Genomic DNA, 16,945 nt, shown 5'->3' on the forward strand with positions numbered 1-16,945 from the left:
AGACCGACATGGAACCGTTGATCGCCCTCGTCGCCGTCACTCTGGCACTGCTCGCCGCGGGCGCGGCCGGTGTGAGCCGCTTCCGGCCGTGGCCTGTCGCCCTACGGGGTGGACTCGCGGCCATGTTCACACTGACCGGAATGGCCCACTTCGTCGGACTGCGTGCGGAACTCGTCGCCATGGTTCCGCCGTCTCTGCCGAACCCGGGCCTGCTGGTGACGCTGACCGGTCTGCTCGAACTCGCCGGTGCCGCGGGACTGCTGATCCGGCGCACCGCGCCGTGGGCGGCCGGGTGCCTCTCCGCCCTGCTGATCCTGATGTTCCCGGCGAACGTGTACGCCGCCGTGGACGGACTGTCGACGGGACCGTTCGAGGCGCTGCTCCCCCGCACTCTCCTGCAGGTCGTGTTCCTGTCGGCGACCCTCGCCGTCGTCATCTCGTCCGTGCGGGGCCGGGCTACGGAATCGCCCTCCGCAGCCCACTCGCTCGCAGCACCCGACGTTGCACTCCCGCCCGCACCGCATCCTCGGTCCCGATGATCCGCACGTGCTTTCGTGCCCGGGTGATCGCGGTGTACAGCAATTCGCGGGTCAGCAGGGACGACGCCGCGCCGGGCAGCACCACGGTCACCGTGTCGTACTGGCTGCCCTGACTGCGATGAATTGTCATCGCGTACACCGTCTGCACCGCGGACAGGTGCGTCGGATGCAACAGGAACGGTTCGCTGCCGCGCACGAACGCGGCGAACAGTTCGTCGTCGTCCCGACGCACGATCACCCCGGTGTCGCCGTTGTAGATTTTCGTTTCGTGATCGTTGGCGGTCACCATCAGCGGCTGACCCGGGTACCAGCGATCCGGGTCCAGTCGCTGCCCTGTCGACTCCCCGATCCACTCCATCGCCTGCCGCGCCCACCGCTGTACCCCGTACGGACCTTCCCGGTGCGCGCACAACAGCCGGTGCTTCTCCGAATGCTGCAGTGCAGCAGCGGCATCACCGGATTCCGCGGAATCCGTCACCGCGGCAGCCGTCGCCACCACGTCCGCCCGCAGTGCGTCCAGATCTTCGGGTCCGTGGAACGACACCTCGGGGGCACCGCGCGACAGGATCTCCACGACCTCGTCCGGCTCGCCTTCCCGCACCGCGACGGCAAGCTCGGCGATGGCTCCGCCGAAGCGCCGCCCGCGGCTGAGCCGGATCACGCCGCCCCGCAATCTGTCCCGTTCCCCCGCACTCAGGGCGGCTTCGAGCGGGTCGTCGGCGGCGTCGAGGTCGTCGCCGACGATCCTGGCGAGCACCGGATTCTCGGTGCCGGACACCGGCCGCGCCACGAGATCGGCGAGGACCGCGCCCGCGTCGACGGACGTCAGCTGATCCGGATCCCCGACGAGCACCAATTGGGTGTCGGGGCGGACGGCCTCGAGGAGTCGGCACATCATCGTCAGCGACACCATCGACGTCTCGTCGACCACGATCACGTCGTAGGGCAGGTGGTTGTTCGCGTTGTAACGGAACCGGCTGCCACGTCCACGCTGCCAGCCCAGCAGCCGATGCAGTGTCATCGCTTTCAGTTCGGGCGGCAACCCGAGTGCGTCGGCCTGTTCGCGCACCGATTCCTGCAACCGCGCCGCGGCCTTCCCGGTGGGTGCCGCCAGCGCGATACGCCGACCCGGTCCCGGCTGCCTGGTCAGCAACGCCAGCACCCGGGCGACGGTGTGGGTCTTGCCCGTTCCAGGTCCGCCGACCACGACCGACGTCCACTGGGTGGCCGCGACCGCCGCCGCGATCCGTTGCCGATCCGGTGACGGGGCCGGCGCCGTGTCGTCGTGCTGGTCGCGGAACAACGCGTCCAGCCCGTCCCGCAGCGACTGCTCGTCGACGAGGGGATACCCGACGGCGCGCTGGTCGAGAACCCGCCGGATGGTCGCTTCCTGCCGGAAGTACCGGTCGAGGTAGAGCAGCCCGCCCTCGGCCGTGTCGACGAGCCGCAGCGGTCTCAGTGGTCCCGCGGGACCGCCCGTGACCAGCGGACTCCGGCGCAGTGCCGCGACGACGGTGTCGTCGTCCGGCCAGGGCAGGGCGTCGAGATCGACCTCGGATTCCTCGTCGACGGTGACTTCCCGGAACCGCGTCAGGTCCAGGCACACCGAGCCGGACCGGACCGCACGCACCGCCAGCGCCGTCGCCAGCACGACGTCTTCCGAGGATTCGCCGCCGAGCGCCGACAACCGCAGCGCGACGTGCACGTCCGCCGCGGCCAGCACCCCGGCCTCGTTGAAGATCCGCAGCATCCCCTTGCCGCGCTGCGCCACCTCTACCCCGGTCATCGCGCCGCCGCCTGCGTGGAGGCCGACCCGGACAGCAGATCGGACAGCGCGGTGATCAGCGCGGCGGGCGGCGCCCAGTCGAAGACTCCGCAACCCGGTGGGGTGCCGGGCCCGACCATCCCGCGGACGAACAGGTACTGCACACCGCCGAGGTGCACCGCCGGATCATAGCCCGGCTGCCGCCAGCGCAGGTATCGATGCAGCGCAACGGAATACAGCAGCGCCTGCAGTGGATAGTGCGCCCGCAGCATTTCCGCAGCCATCCTCTCGCGGGTGTAGTGCGCGGTGGTCAGGTCGCCCTGCGCGAGACGGTTGGTCTTGTAGTCGACCACGACGTACCGCGGTCCGGGCAGACGCAGCACCGCGTCGATGCTGCCGGTGAGGTACCCGCGCAGCGGGGTCGGTTCGAGTGTCTGCACGGCGTCGGCGTACGACCGGAGTGGGTCGTCGTCGGGAAGGTGGGTGCGCAGCAGTCTGCCGATGCCGTCGAGCATCACGGTGAGCGACGGCGTGTCGCCGCCGGCGAGGGGCAGTTCGAAGTCGAGTTCCGCCAACAGGTCTGCGGGTGCCAGGTCGGCGAGTGCCCCCGCGCCGAGCGGAGTGCGCAGCACCGGTACCAGTGCCGTGGCGAGCTGGGCCGGATCGACGTCCGACAGGGTCGACGCGATCACGTCGCGGCAGCACCGCAGGACTTCGTCGTCCAGATCGGGTGCCGCGGTGTCGACGATCTCGAAGACGGCGTGCACGAGCGTGCCGAATGTCGCGCCGCCCGGTAGTTCGTTCATCGTCGACGGCAGTCCCGCGGTGACGTCGTCCGGCGCGTGCAGCGGCGGTTCGTCCGGCTCGTCCGTCTTCTCCTCGACCTCCGCTTCGCTGCCGACGGCGGGCGCGTCGTGTGCGGACGCCGTCAGCGCCGAATACGACGTGCGACGCCACCGCATGTCCAGCAGCCGACGGAACCGCGCGGCCTCGAGGTCGCCGCTGGGCTCACGCTGGGGTGTCCAGTCGACCCGCGGGATGGGTTCGGAACCCACCGCCTCGACGGTCACCGTCTCCGGCGCCGCCGTGCCCCAGGCAGACAGCCGTTCCGCGACAATCGGATCCTCGGGGACGGTGACCTTCTGCGGGACGTCCCGCTGCCCCGGCGGCCGGCCCAGGATCATCCGGTGCAGCGGCGCGCCGGCCGTCGTGAAGGCCGGCGCCCACCACATCACGAGCCCGCACATCGCCCGGGTGACCGCGACGTACAGCAGCCGCAACTCCTCCCCCGCCTCTTCGGCGTCGTGCCGGTTCCTGCGGTCGGCGTAGCCGGGGCTGCCCGGGCCGCCGACGTCGAGGACGCGTCGCCCGTCGTCGTCGTGCAGCAGCAGTTTGCTCGGCTTCGAGATCGTGGCGGCGTCCCATGCGTACGGCAGGTAGACGAGCGGGAATTCGAGGCCCTTGCTCGCGTGGACGGTCGCGATCTGCACTGCCGCGGCGTCGCTGTCGAGCCGCCGGCTGCGGTCCACCCCGCCCGACGTCGGATCCTTCATGCGTTCGGTGAGCCAGCGAGTGACCGCCGTCAGGCCCAGCGACTGCGCGACGGCGGCACCATTGAGCAACTGCGCCACGTGCCGGAGATCGGTCAGCGCCCGCTCGCCCGCCGCCACCCGGAGCAGTCTCGCCTCCAGCGCGCCGACCGCGGACAGTCGTTCGAACAGGGCCGCGAAACCGGACTTCGCGAACACCGAGCCGAGCTCCCGGAGCTGCCCGCCGACCTCCGCGACGATATCGTCGCCGCGGGCGTCGAGTGCTTCGGCTGTGTGGCCGAGCAGCGGGGTGAGCGCAGCCAGCCGCACCCGGTCGGAACGGTGCGGCTGCTCGATGGCCTGCAGGAGCCAGAGCCAGTGCTGCGCAGCGGGAGTGGTGAAGACGCTGGCCCCGCCGGCGAGCACGGACGGCACCCCGGCCCGGTCGAGGGCGTCGTGGACCAGGGTGATCTGCGCGTTGGTGCGCACCAGGACCGCGATGTCGCCGGGCTCGACGAGTCGGACGGTTCCCCCGACGTCGAGTGTCGCGCCGCCGTCGAGGAGGGCGACGATATCGGCGGCGAGGTCTGCGGCGATCTTCTTCCGGAGCGCCCCCACCGCCGGGTATCCCGACTTGTTGATCGACCCGGCGCCGGTCCGCGGCAGGTACCGCAGTCGCAGCGGCACGGCACCCGTCAGGCGCGACTTGGGCCGCGCGCCGTCGACGCGGTGCACGACGATCTCGGGATGCCCGAGTGCGGCGCCGCCGTGCAGGTATTCGAGGCCGTCGAGGAGTTCCTGATCGCTGCGCCAGTTGGTGGTCAATTCCTGGTGCCGGTCTGCGGAGCGCACCGCGTCCAGGTAGCTGAGCACCTCGGCCCCGCGGAACGCGTAGATCGCCTGCTTCGGATCGCCGACGAGCACCAGCGTTCCGCTGCCGTGGAATGTGCGGCGCAGGATGTCCCATTGCAGGGGGTCGGTGTCCTGGAACTCGTCGACGAGCACGACGCTGTAGCGTTCGCGGACCCGCCTGCAGGCCGCCGCGCCGTGCTCGGGATCGCTGAGGACGCGGTGGAGGAGCATCGGGAGATCGTCGAAGTCACGCAAACCCACCGCGCGTTTGCGGCGCTCGACTTCGGCGCGGACCGCCTCGGCGAACGCCACCCGATCTCCGGCCGGGGTGCCCCGCGCATCCTCCGGGGCGAGCACGGCCTGCGGGTCGAAGATGGCGGCGCGGGCCGCGGCGGTGGCCTCCGCCGGCGTGATCGGGGCGGAGTCGGCGCGACTGTACGCCCGGAGGTACAGGTCGGCGATCACCTCCGTGGTGAGGTCGTCGGCGGCCTCGACGAGCACCGTGTCGGGGTCGCGTTCGCCCGCGATCCCGAGTCCGTCGAGCATGCGCTGGCAGAAGCTGTGGGTGGTGACGATGGTGGCGGCGTCGAAGTCCGACAGTGCCTGCAGCAGGCGCCGGCGGCGCAGCGTCACCTCGTCGGCGCCCGCCTCGGCGAGGTGCCGGATCACGTGGTCCGCGCTCACCCGGGCCGCCGCGGGGTCGGCCAATGCGGCTGCGGCGGAACCGAATCGCTCACGGGTGCGTTCCCGCAGTTCCTGTGTGGCCGCGCGGCTGAACGTCACCAGCAACAACCGCGACAGGTCGACACGTCCCTCGGCTACGAAGCGGGCCGCGAGCCCGACGATCGCGTACGTCTTGCCGGTACCGGCGCTCGCCTCGAGCACCGTCGTGCCCTCCGGCAGCGGACCGAGCAGGTCGAAGCCCCGCGCGCCGGTCACGGCTGCGCCACCGTCTCGGCGGCGAGCAGCGGCGCCCACAGTTGCCGGGCGTAGTTCTCGATCGTCACCGCGTCGCCGAGGACGTCGATACCGGGCGAGGACCCGTACACGTACGTGATGTGGCGGTCGCGTGCGTCACCGAAATCGCTGCTCCATTCCTTCCGTGCCGCCTCGATCGCGTCCTCCATGCTGCTGCCGCCGTGCCGTCGCTCGGCGTAGGCCGCCGACGCGCCCGTGGCGATCGGCAACGGCGCATGCAACCCGAGATCACGCAGTTCGACCAGTCGCACCAGTTCCTCCCGCGCGTCCTCCGGTGCCGTCAGCGTCGAGCGCCACGCCGGGCGACTGTACGAGCCGCGGCCGGTCGTCACGGCCGTCCAGTCGGTGTCGCCGTTGCGATCAGAGGCCGCGACCGCCAGCAACTGGACCCAGGCGGTGAGGCGGTGTTTCGGCCCCAACCTCGAATACGTGGTGCTCGCGATCACCGATCCGTGCACACCCCCCACGGTCCCGGTGAGGCGCCGTCCATTCCCGAGATCGACATCGACGTCGACGGTCTCCGCGCGCCCGACGTGCACCGACCCGCTGACCGCGACGAGCGACTCCACCGCGTGCTCGATGTCACCGAGCACCGCCTCCCCCAACTTGTACGGCGGCAACGTACCCCGGCGCCACTCGGCGGCGCGGAAGTCGGCCTGTTCGATTCCCGACAGGCGCGCGACGAGCATCCTCTGGCCGAGGTCCCAGCGGGCGAGCGGATCGGGCGCCATGTCCAGTGCGTCGGCGAGGTCCTCGTCCACGTCGGGGACCCGCAACCCGAGCCGTTGCCGCAGGAACGCCTGCGTCGGGTGCACCAGGAACGCCACGAGTTCGGCGAGATCGACGTCCTCCAACTTCGGCGGCACCAGCGGCGCCGGCAGGAACGCGGGTACCGGTTCGGGCGGGTGCTGCGCCGCGCGGGCACCGGCCAGCGCCGCCCGGTCGAAACTGAGCGGGTGCTCGGGCCGGAAGTTGCGGGCGTCGAACGGCTGCAACGGATGCCGCGTCACGATGCCGGGCAGGGCATCGCTCCCCACGGTGGCCGCGACCGCGTCGAGCAGTTCGGACAGCGGGATCGCCGGAGGCCTCGACATACCGGTGACGGGGTCGGCGCCCGTGTAGAACAGCAGGAGCTTCTCGCTGGCGGACATGACGGCGTCGAGCAGCAACTGCCGGTCCTCGCTGCGCGGATCGCGTTCGCCGAGCAGAGGTTTGCGGGCCAGCACGTCGTCGCCGTCCACACTCACGCTCCGCGGGAACACTTCGTCGTCGAGGCCGAGGAGGACGACGACGCGGTGCGGTACCGAGCGCATCGGCACCATGGTGCACACCGTCAGCTCCCCGGTGCGGAAGTTCGCGCGGGTGGGACGTCCCGCGAGCCGGGTGGCGAGCATGGCGCGTACATCGGACAGTCGCAGGACCGTGTCGCTGCCGTGCTCCGTCACCGCCCCCAGTTCCCTTCTGGCCTGCGCCAATTGCCACGTGTCGGCGGCACCGACGTCGACGAGCAGGTCCAGCGCCCGGGTGAGCGCGCTCGACCAATCCGCGACCGACTGTGGCCCGGCCAGCCCGCGCAACGCGACGTCGAGGCGGTCGACGAACTCGGCCAGCCTCCCGGTGAGGTCGATGTCGTTACTGTCGACGTCGTCGAGCGGAAGTGCCAGGGCAAGCCATTCCCCTTCCGACTCGTCGGCCGCGGCGCCGAGCAGGATGCGGTCGAGTGCGGTGGTGAACGTGTTCTGCGGGAAGTCACCGAGACCGAACGCCGCGCGCTGGCGCGGTCCGATTCCCCAGCGGGCGCCCGTCGCGGACGCCCACTCCCGGATCCGCTCGAGGTCGTCGTCGCCGAACCGGAACCGCCTGCGCACCGGCGCGGCCGCCGACAGGTCCAGAATCTGACTGGCCGTCACCCTCGCGTCGGCGAGTTCGAGGAGGCTGGACACCACGGCGAGCACCGGATTGGTCTGGTGCAGGGCCCGATCAGCGAGGCGGACCCGCAGACGGTGACCGGGGTGCCCGAGCACGTCCTGCCCGAACGCGGCCCGGATCAGCGGCGCGTACGACTCGACGTCGGGGCACATGACGAGCACGTCGCGCGGTTCGAGAGTCGAATCGTCCTCGAAGAGATGCAGGAGGCATTCGCGCAGGACCTCCACCTGACGGGCAGGCCCGTGGCACGCGTGGACCTGCACGGACGCGTCGGCGGTGCACTCGGCGCGCACCGGCGCCCGGTCGTCCCGGACGTCGGCCTGCAGGCACCCCAGCAGAGAGTCGGGCGGCGGGGGTCCCGCGTGGTGGAGGTCGTCGACGTCGAGGCGGGTCAGTCTCGACTCGAGTTCGCGGACGTCCCGCGCCAGGCTCGACAGCAGCGGGTGGGCGACGGACAGGGCGGTGTGGTCGTCGGCGCGCGCGAGCACTTTCTCCGCCGTCGACAACGACGACCACAGTGCGGGACTCGGATGCGGAAGCCACAGGTGCACATCACGATTGACGGCCAATGCAGCGAGCACGGCGATCTGATCGGTCGCGAGGCGGGTCGGACCGAACAGCGACAGCCGACCGGGGAGTTCGACGAGGGCCGGTTCCTCGCGCAGCCGGGCGCAGGCGGAGTCGAGGCGCTCGGCGGGCGCGGGACCGCCGATCCTCGCACGCAGCCGCCGCCACAATTCGGCTTGCCACAACAGGTCGTCGTCGAGCGGGCCGCCCGCACCATCGGTGTCCCGGTCCGCCGCCCAGTCGACCAGCATCGCCGGCCGCTGCGCGGCGTAACTGCGGAACAGTTCGGTCAGGTGCGACGCGGTGGCGTAGCGCCTGCCGGGCCGGTGGTCGTCGCCGTCGGGGCGGCCGTGCCCGAGGTGTTTCGCGAGGACCGCGCACCAGGATTCGCCGAGGCAGTCGTCGACGACACCGAGCACCGCCCACAGCACCCGGGACGGATGCCACGGGTCGTCGTCGGCGGCCACTCCGGTGGCGGCGGCGAGGCACTCGTCCACGAACCGGGTGGGTGACGGGAAGTCGATGTTCGCGGCCACCCCGTCGCCGACGCCGGGCCGGGCGCCGAGCGCGGTCGAGAGTCGCTGCGTGAGCCAGCGCTCCACACCCTTCGCCGGGACGGCGACGACCTCACGGGCGAACGGATCGGACAGCGGGGTCGCGAGCACGTCGCCGAGAGCCGACGCGAGGGTGGTGGAACGCTCGGCGCGATGCAGTACGAGCACGTGGCCTCCCTTCGCTCCCCAACTCCGGTCGGCTCAGACTTACCACAACCCACCGACTCGGGAGGCCACTCCGCAGGTGAGCGGCAAAGTGTGCCGGGGCACGCTTTGCCGCTCACGTCAGCGGCCGGGGCGGGCCTGCGTGAGGTGCGGGACCCAGCCGTGGGTGGGCCACTTCTTCAGGCCGACCTTGGCGGGGACGATCCGCTTGTTCACGAATCGGCTCTCCAGTTCGGTGTCGGACTCGCCCGTGAATCGCCACAGCGCCGCGTCGCCGGGTCGTGCCACCGACGACCAGGACCTGGCCCGGTACGCGGCGCGAACGATGTTGTCCGCGAACACGATCACCGGGATGTCGTCGGTGTTGCGGACGGCGGCGCCTGCCGCCCACGCGCCGCGGGACAGTTCGTAGACCTCTTCCGACGTCACGCCCCGCCGGGACGCGGCGGGCACCTCGAGGACGACGCACGGGGTCGGCAGGTTCGGCACGGGTTCTGCTGCGTACTGCAACACGAGGTCGTCGACGGGCACGGCGCGATGCTCGCCCGCGCCGCCGGCGAGGTTGCCGAGCGCGGAACCCTCGACGAGCCCCAGCGCTCCCACGACTCCGCCCCGCACCGCGTCGGCAACGTCGGCGGTGTCGGCGATCCGATGCGCCACGATGTAGTGCTCGACCTCGTGGCCGGAGTCGTAGATCTCCCGGATGCGGGCGATCGTCGCGGCTTTCACCTCGGCGCCGTCGGTCTCCGGATCCTCGAGCGTCTGCCGGTGCTCGTTCTCGGCCAGCGCCTCCCACACGTAGCCGTACACCCGGGTGCCGCGCCCGGAGCCGACGTAGAACACCGACCTGTTGCGGGGGTCGAGGAGCGCGTAGACGTAGGTGCCGAGTTCCTCACCCACCCGCTTCGGGAACGGCTGCGGCGCATGGCGTGTCTGATACACCTCTTTCAGGATCAGGCGCAGCGCCGCCAGTTTCAACGCGACGGGGACCCCGCCGTCGATGCCGTCGAACAGTGCGGTGGCGGCGCCCTGCACGGAGGAGAAGGTGTGCCCGATGTGCCGTTCGAGGGACTTCGTGACGTCCGCGAACTGCGCGAACCGCACCCGGGGGTCGGGGGACGCGTTGTCCAGGTCGTTGGACGCGAGGAAGGTCTGGACCTCGGAATTGTCGAGCCAGCGAGAAGTGATGTCGATCGGGATCGTCCAGACGGTAGCCATGCCCCTACCGTAAGGGAAAACCTGGGTGAAGAACTCGCACCGGCAAGGCTCGAGCAGATTCCAACCCTTTCGACGTCCTACCGAGTGCGGGAGGATGGAGTGGTACCCGTTCCGACGCAGGTTGGGAGAACATTCATGACGACGCCCAGCTACTCCACCCGCACGGCGGTCGACATCGCGGTCGGCATCCTCATCGCCTTCCGCGGCTGCTCCGAGAACGACGCGTTCACCGAACTCGCGGAGACGTCCCGGCAGCACAAGGTTGCCCTCGCCCGCACCGCCCGCGCGTTGATCGCGTTCATCCAGACCCATCACGACGACCTTCCCGCGACCGACGTCACCGCTGCGGCCCTGCAGTGGAGTCACGCCACTCCGTACCGCGGCGCGTTCGGCACGGCGGCCTGATTTCGGCCGAAGTCTGAGAATTCTCTGGCTTCGACGGCGCGACGCTCCGCAAACCTTCAGACTCGATGTGAGACCGAACGACCTGCGCACCGAGATACGAAGAGGTAACTGAGTTGACGATCCGCAAGATCACGGTTGCCGCGGTAGCGATCGCCGCAGCCCTCACGATGTCCGCCTGTGGTTCCGACGAGCCGTCCGGCTCGGGCGGGACCACCACGTCCACCACCACCGCAGCGGCTGAAACGACGGATGACCTCGTTCTGCCGACGGCCGCCGACCTCAACGCCCTGCTGGCGAAGGGCCTCGACCCGGCCACTCCCCTCGAGGAGAAGATCGCCATGGTGGAGGGTTCGGAGCAGGATCCGAACCTGTTCAACCAGGTCGCCGCCGCCGCTCAGCAGGCGGGTGCGCAGGTGCAGGTGCTGGACCCGGTGATCGACAACGGCGACGGCAGCGCCAGCGCGCAACTGCAGTTGACGATCAACGGCCAGGTGCAGCAGAACACCCTGCCCGCCATCTTCGTGCCCGGCGAGAACGGGACGTGGAAGCTGTCGAAGGCGACGGCCTGCTCGATCGTGGCGATCGCGCAGCTGACGTCACCGGCGTGCCCGCCCGCCTGATCCGGACCCCGCGTCACACGCCTTCCAGCGCCTCCCCGATCTCCTGGACGGCCCGGTTGTGCTGATCGGTGATCAGCACATGTCCTGCTGCGATGGTCAGCGCAACCGGCCATTCGATGATTTCGACGGCGGCGAGCAGGCCGATCGCCGCGAAGAATGCCAGCTGCTCAGGGCGAGGCAGCGGCACCCTGCCGAGGATCGGTAGCTGCACCGCGAAGCTGTGGGCCTCCTGCACCCGCTGGACGGCGTCGCCGTGCGACTGCGCCTCCGACGTTCGTTGGGCCATGGTTCGTCTCCCTTGTGCGTGCCGTTTTCCGGTCAGCCACCTTGACCGTGGACCGTGTCGGGTGTGCTGAGTGCCGTCGCCCAGACCGCCGCCGGTGTCTTCTCCGGTGCCGGGGACCCGTTGACCGGGGTGGTCACCCGGGTGCTCACCCCACCGCTCCGGGAGGTGTATGCCGTGCTGCTGCGCGCGGGCGTGATCGAGATCGTCGACTGATCGCCCGCAAGCTTTTCCAGCAGTGCCGGGGCGAACGCGGCTGCCGCGGTCGCCGCACCCGCGCATCCCAGCGCCTGGGTCCACCCGACCGGTCCGAGCGGGGTGCATCCCAGGAGCTGACTGACTCCGGGCGTACTGACCATCACGGTGAGCGCGGCGAGTGACCCGCCCGCGGTGAGGACGACGAGCGGGCTGCGCGAATCGATCAGCGTCTGCCCCAACTGCGTTCCGACCAGCGCGACCAGCCCGACCGTCGACGCCCGGCGTTGTCTGCCGGTCACACTCGCCAGCGCCCACGCCGACGTCGCTCCTGCCGCGGTGGCGGCGCCGCGGATAGCGACGGTCCGCCACAGCGCCGCACTGTCCGGTCCGCGACCCTCTCCCCGGGTCTGTTCGTTGGGCGGGCTCACCGCGAGCGCGGCCGCCGGCAGGGCGTCGGTGAGCACGTTCACCAGCAGAAGCTGACGCGCGGTGAGCGGCGACCGTCCGGCGATCGCGCTGCCGATCAGGGCGAACGCCACCTCCCCGGCGTTCCCGCCGAGCAGCACCGACACTCCGGCCTGCACCCGCCGCCACAGCTGGCGGCCTTCGTCGAGGGCGTCGCGCAACGCGTCGACGCGGCCGTCGAGGAGCACCACGTCGGCGGCGCTGCGGGCGGGGTCGCTGCCGCGCGAGCTGACGCCGACCCCCACGCTGGCGGCCCGGATCGCGGCGGCGTCGTTGGCGCCGTCGCCGACCATCGCGCAGACGTGACCGACGCGTTCGAGGGTCTGCACGATCTGCACCTTGTGTTCGGGCGTCATCCGGGCGAACACGACGCACTTCTCGACGGCGTTCTCCTGCCCCCGGTGCGACAGGGTGTCCCACTCGGGGCCGCTGATCACCTCCTCGGACGACACGGGCAGTCCCAGCTCCCGCGTGATGGCGGTGGCCGTGACGGGATGGTCGCCGGTGATCAGCCGGACCCCGACCCGGAGGCGTTCCAGGTCGGGGAGCAGCCCGGCCGCCTCGGGGCGCGAGGTGTCGGCCAGCCCGAGCAGTCCGACGAGTTGCAGCCCGCCGCCGCACAGGTCGTCGAGGACGTCGGCGTCGTCGGCCGCGCGTCGCGCCTGGAATGCCGTGACGGTCCGCCGGGCGACGGCGATGACGCGCAGCCCGTCGGCGGCCATGCCGAGAACGGTGTCGTGGACGTCGTCGGCGTCGATTCCGGTGCAGGCGGCGATCACGACCTCCGGTGCGCCCTTCAACGACAGGTGCGTCCCCGACACCGAGGCGGAGTAGGGCCGTCCGGACCGGAACGGAAGATAGCTGCGGTGCTCGTCCTCCGGTGGCAGCAGGTCCGCTGCCGCGTCGGCGATCGCGACGTCGGTGGCGTGCGCGGCCGGGCTGCCGTCGGGGGTGACGGCGCTGCGGCCCGCGCACGCGAGCACGTCCTCGCGCTCGAACCCGGGTCGTGGGACGGCGGATACCACCCTCAGTCGGTTCTCGCTCAGGGTTCCGGTCTTGTCGAAGCACACCACGTCGACGCGGCCGAGCGCCTCGACGGACCGCGGCGCCCGCACCAGCGCGCCCGACCGGGTCAGTCTGCGCGCGGCGGCCTGCTGCGCCAGGGTCGCGACGAGCGGCAGCCCCTCCGGAACCGCTGCCACCGCGACCGCGACACCACTGGTGACCGCCTGCCGCAGTCCGGTGCCGCGCAGGAATCCGACGGCGGTCACCAGCGCCCCGCCCCCGACGCTGACGGGCAGCACCCGGTCGGTGAGGCTCCTGAGCTGCGCCTGCAGACCCACGTGCGACGCACTCGCGGGCGTGATCGCGCCGGCACGTCCCGCTTCCGTGGCGTCACCGACGGCGGTGACGATCGCCGTCGCCGTGCCCGTGAGGATCGTGGTTCCCGCGAACACCATGCAGGCACGTTCGCCGATCGGTGCGCCCGGCGTCGGCGACGTCTGCTTGCTCACCGGCAGCGATTCCCCGGTGAGCGAGGATTCGTCGACCTCGACGCCGGGTGCCTCGACGAGCCTGCCGTCGGCGGGCACCACCTCGCCGGGGCAGATCTCGATCACGTCGCCCGGACGCAACCGCGACGCCTCCACCCGCTCGGTCACCCGGCTGTTCGGGGATCCGGCGACGCGGTGCGCGGGCGGATCCCCCGCCGCCAGCAACCTGTCCAGCAGTCGTTCCGCGTGCAGGCGTTGCACGGCCGACAGCGCGGCGTTCCCCGCGAGCACCGATCCCACAAGCACCGCGTCGATCGGCGACCCCAGCAGCGCGCTGGCCGCCGATCCGGTGGCGAGGACGGGGGTCAGCGGATCCGACAGTTCCGTGCGCATCGCCCGCCCGAAGTCCCAGGCCAGGCCGACCGGCCACGCGGTGAGCCGCCCGATCGCCTCGACCGGGGTCAGCACCAGACGCACCGAGCGGCGGCGGGGCGTGACAGTGCTCTCGCCTTCGTGCACGGGCAGCAGGCGGCGCACCTCCGTCGCCGGCATCTCGTGCCAGGCGTGAACCGGGGCGGCCGGAGGAATTTCGGCACGCAGCACACCGCGTGCGAGGGAATGTCCCGTCCACAGTCCTGCCGCCGCGCCGACCGTGACGGGCCCGGGTCCGCGGCCGCGCACTCCCGGCAGCATCACGAGCGCGCCGAGCATCGACGCCGCCGTGGCGATCTCGACTCCGCGCCGGCTCGCCGTCCGGGCGTCGGGCAGCGACCGCAGCACCCGCCAGACCCCGACGAGATCGTCGACCAGCAGGTCCGCACACCACGGCGGCGGGGCGTCGTCGACGAGAACTCCGATACCGATGTCGGCCTCCGACAGGGCGTGCGGCGCGCGGCCTGCCACCACCGCGACCGTCGCGCCGGTCGCCTGCAACTGCGCGACGGCGTCGCGGAGGTCCGCGTCCGGCGATCCGCTCGACGGGAGCAGGTCGTCGAAAGCCGAGCGCAGCACGCCGAGGCCGTCCACGTTCACCGAGATCACCTGGGCTCCCGACGTGCGGGCCTGCGCGAGCACGGCCGCCGCGTTCGCGTGATGGGCTTGTGTCACGAGGACGGCGGAATCCTCGTCCACGGCGGCCGAGGCGACATCGCCCGGAAGGTCGGCGAGCGCGTGCCAGCCCACCCCGAGCGCGCCGGTCTCGACGGCGGACCGCGCGGCCTCCCACACCCTCGTCCGGTCGGCGTCCCGAACGGAACGGAGTCCGCTCACCCGCAGCTCCGCCGTGTGCAGCACCGCCGGGTCGACGACCACCGCGTCGACCCGGTCCAGGCGGCGCAGTGCGGCGGGTCGCAGCATCAGCACGGAGTGGCGGTCGGCGAGTCCGCGGCCGAGCGTCGCGGCGAAGGCCTCCCGTGCGGTGCGGGCCGCCTTCGGTGCGGCGACCAGGGCCGCGTCCGCGGCGCCCGCGACACTGCGAGTCGCCATTCCGACGGCTGTCGCCCCTGCGAACTGCGCGATCGCGGCCCGGCCGACGTCCCGCTCCACCGGTCCGGACGTGCCGCGCTCGCGGGCACGACTGTCCGAGTCGTCCGCGGGGTCGCGGGCCAGTTCGGGTTCGCGGCGGTGCCACACCCGGCGGCCCGACCACGCCTCGGCCGTGATCGCCGACCGCAGCGCCACGTCGACTGCGAGAGACGCCGGCGCGCGCCGCAGCACGTCGCCGATAGCCTGAGCGGTGGCGAGCAGCAGTTCGGCGGCGTCCGGCCCGAGCCGGTCCTCGACCATGCCGCGCAGTCGCGGCTGATAGTTGACGAACGTCACCGCGGCGGCGGGCACCGCCGCCGGCAGGCTGGGCATCGGAAGCAGGCGGACGCCGGCAACCGCGACGAGGCCCGTCGTCGCCGCGGCCAGTGCGAGAGCCCGTTCGGCGAGTGCGACGTCGTCACCCGGCAGTTCCCTGGGCCGGTCCCGGACGGCCCCGCGAGCGAGCGGTCGGCTGGCATCCTCCGCGTGCGCGACCACCGCGCACAGCGCGGCCACCGACGGTCCGTGGTCGCCGACCGTCACCACCAGCCGGGACAGCGCGCGGTTCAGTTCGGCCCCGTCCACACCGGCGGTCGCCCGGACCGCCGCGAGAACGGTCGCGGCCACGTCGGCGCCGCGCGGTCCGTCGAGTCCGCGGACCTCGATCCAGGCACGGCCGTGTCCGGAACTCGTGCGGCGGGCCGGGGTTCCGCCCAGCACCTCGGTGGCGATCTGGGTCGCGGTCCGCGCGGTGGTCGCCACCAGATCGGCTGCAACGGCGCCGCCGTAGGACGCCACCCCGAGGCCGATGCCGGCGCCGCGCACCGGCAGGGACGCGGCAGCGGAGAGGTATCGACCGAGTCCCACGGCAGCTACTGTGCGCCGTCGACGATTCGCATGATGAGCTCCCATCGGCCGTGGCCACTCCCGCCGGGGCACGGCGGATCATGTCTGCGATACCCACCTCAGGGTATTCTCAACCGCCGCGCGCCGAACGAGTTTCGGGGAACTATCGGATACTGTTCTGCCCCAGAGTAATTCGTTCGCCCTGTTCGGTGCGCCAGAATTCCCACCCGTCGCGGGTCTCGACATCCCCGCTGATGTGACTGGCAACGGCGGTCGCCGCGGTCGTGGGATCCGGGAACCGGCGGCCCTGCATCGGACCGCGGGTGATCTCCAACGTCCCGGTGCCGGGGTCGAACCGTCCGACCAACCGATATCCCTCGAAGTCGGCGACCACCTCGAGCCGGGTATCGACCAGTTCCTCCAGCGCTGCGGTCGCTTTTGCCGGCTTCTTCCTGGCGGAGGCGCGGGCGGCGGCGTCCGCCCGCAACGTGGCGGCCGTCGTGGCGCGCTGCGCGTCGCTGTAGCGGCTGGGGTCCTTCTCGCCGGCGAGACCGAGCAGGTCCCAGCGCCCGCGGCCGTGCGCGACCCGGCTCAGCGGAATCGCGTGATGCCCCGTCCGCGTGCGACCGGGTGTGTCCATCATCCACAGGTCCACCTCGGCGCGGATGTCGTCGGCGACCTCGGACGAGGGCACGACGAAGAACTCCTCGGGCGAACTCGCGAGGTCCACGAACACCCAGAATTGTGAGCCGGTGTCGTCGTCGTCGAGCGATTCGTCCTGTTTCCGGGCCTGCCAGTCGCCGCTGAGCTTGGAGCGCACCCGCACGATGCGACTCGTGCCGTCGTCGCCCCAGACCTGGACGGGGTTGCGCCGCGAGTGGGTGAGCCGGACCGCTTTGCCACCCCGCTCCACGACATCGGCGATGAAAGCCTGGATTCCCCGGCTGGCGGTGTCTTCCACTGTGTACGTGTCCGTCCGTGATGCTGCGTCCCGTACGCAGGTGGAGAGTGGTGT

Annotated in this window: 10 protein-coding genes and 1 pseudogene; 4 read left to right on the plus strand and 7 right to left on the minus strand. The window is 71.6% G+C overall.

Going from position 1 to position 16,945, the window contains the following annotated elements; translation table 11 throughout:
• Positions 1 to 8: 8 nt before the first annotated feature.
• The gene (locus I1A62_RS15945) at positions 9 to 539 is read left to right on the plus strand and encodes a hypothetical protein (RefSeq protein ID WP_219459130.1); all 531 of its coding nucleotides are present in this window, start codon (positions 9 to 11) and stop codon (positions 537 to 539) included.
• Here I1A62_RS15945 and recD read toward each other — a convergent pair.
• From recD to I1A62_RS15965, 4 genes are all read right to left on the minus strand, one after another.
• Positions 457 to 2,325: an exodeoxyribonuclease V subunit alpha gene (gene recD, locus I1A62_RS15950; RefSeq protein WP_219459131.1), complete on the minus strand. Its 1,869-nt coding sequence runs from the start codon at positions 2,323 to 2,325 to the stop codon at positions 457 to 459. The two genes, I1A62_RS15945 and recD, sit on opposite strands and share 83 nt — an antisense overlap.
• On the minus strand, positions 2,322 to 5,624 hold the full coding sequence (locus I1A62_RS15955; protein WP_257890821.1) for a UvrD-helicase domain-containing protein: 3,303 nt from the start codon (positions 5,622 to 5,624) through the stop codon (positions 2,322 to 2,324). Before I1A62_RS15955 ends, recD begins: the two co-directional genes overlap by 4 nt.
• On the minus strand, positions 5,621 to 8,881 hold the full coding sequence (gene recC / locus I1A62_RS15960; RefSeq protein ID WP_219459133.1) for an exodeoxyribonuclease V subunit gamma: 3,261 nt from the start codon (positions 8,879 to 8,881) through the stop codon (positions 5,621 to 5,623). The genes I1A62_RS15955 and recC overlap by 4 nt, the downstream gene beginning before the upstream one ends.
• A gap of 117 nt (positions 8,882 to 8,998) precedes the next feature.
• A complete protein-coding gene (locus tag I1A62_RS15965) occupies positions 8,999 to 10,096 on the minus strand; it encodes a GIY-YIG nuclease family protein (RefSeq protein WP_124389838.1) in 1,098 nt (365 codons plus the stop codon).
• Positions 10,097 to 10,231: 135 nt separating this feature from the next.
• On the opposite strand from I1A62_RS15965, the gene I1A62_RS15970 reads away from it, so the two are divergent.
• Positions 10,232 to 10,501: an ANTAR domain-containing protein gene (locus I1A62_RS15970; RefSeq protein WP_124389839.1), complete on the plus strand. Its 270-nt coding sequence runs from the start codon at positions 10,232 to 10,234 to the stop codon at positions 10,499 to 10,501.
• 113 nt (positions 10,502 to 10,614) lie between these two features.
• Positions 10,615 to 11,121 carry a hypothetical protein gene (locus I1A62_RS15975; RefSeq protein WP_124389840.1) on the plus strand — a complete coding sequence of 169 codons (507 nt, stop codon included), beginning with the start codon at positions 10,615 to 10,617 and terminating at the stop codon, positions 11,119 to 11,121.
• A gap of 13 nt (positions 11,122 to 11,134) precedes the next feature.
• Here I1A62_RS15975 and I1A62_RS15980 read toward each other — a convergent pair whose 3' ends face one another.
• Positions 11,135 to 11,407: a hypothetical protein gene (locus I1A62_RS15980; protein ID WP_087557150.1), complete on the minus strand. Its 273-nt coding sequence runs from the start codon at positions 11,405 to 11,407 to the stop codon at positions 11,135 to 11,137.
• Between the two features lie 141 nt (positions 11,408 to 11,548).
• Here I1A62_RS15980 and I1A62_RS47210 point away from each other — a divergent pair, with 141 nt between their 5' ends.
• Entirely contained in the window at positions 11,549 to 11,620 is a 72-nt protein-coding gene (locus I1A62_RS47210; RefSeq protein WP_369691050.1) for an Rv1535 domain-containing protein, read from the plus strand.
• A 101-nt stretch (positions 11,621 to 11,721) separates the two neighbouring features.
• On the opposite strand, the pseudogene I1A62_RS15985 reads toward I1A62_RS47210, so the two are convergent.
• Together I1A62_RS15985 and I1A62_RS15990 are read right to left on the minus strand one after the other, a co-directional pair.
• Positions 11,722 to 15,996 (minus strand): annotated as a pseudogene (locus I1A62_RS15985) (HAD-IC family P-type ATPase); the annotation flags it as partial.
• 97 nt (positions 15,997 to 16,093) lie between these two features.
• The gene (locus tag I1A62_RS15990; protein ID WP_219459135.1) at positions 16,094 to 16,891 is read right to left on the minus strand and encodes a hypothetical protein; all 798 of its coding nucleotides are present in this window, start codon (positions 16,889 to 16,891) and stop codon (positions 16,094 to 16,096) included.
• Positions 16,892 to 16,945 lie beyond the last annotated feature (54 nt).

Origin of the sequence: Rhodococcus sp. USK10 (genome assembly GCF_019378875.1) — a bacterium.
Lineage (GTDB): Bacteria > Actinomycetota > Actinomycetes > Mycobacteriales > Mycobacteriaceae > Rhodococcus_F > Rhodococcus_F pseudokoreensis.

Bases quoted from the DNA above. Each gene is read 5' to 3' on its own strand.
- I1A62_RS15965 (WP_124389838.1), bottom strand. From the start codon at position 10,096: ATGGCTACCGTCTGGACGATCCCGATCGACATCACTTCTCGCTGGCTC.
- I1A62_RS15945 (WP_219459130.1), top strand. From the start codon at position 9: ATGGAACCGTTGATCGCCCTCGTCGCCGTCACTCTGGCACTGCTCGCC.
- I1A62_RS15980 (WP_087557150.1), bottom strand. From the start codon at position 11,407: ATGGCCCAACGAACGTCGGAGGCGCAGTCGCACGGCGACGCCGTCCAG.
- recD (WP_219459131.1), bottom strand. From the start codon at position 2,325: ATGACCGGGGTAGAGGTGGCGCAGCGCGGCAAGGGGATGCTGCGGATC.
- I1A62_RS15970 (WP_124389839.1), top strand. From the start codon at position 10,232: ATGACGACGCCCAGCTACTCCACCCGCACGGCGGTCGACATCGCGGTC.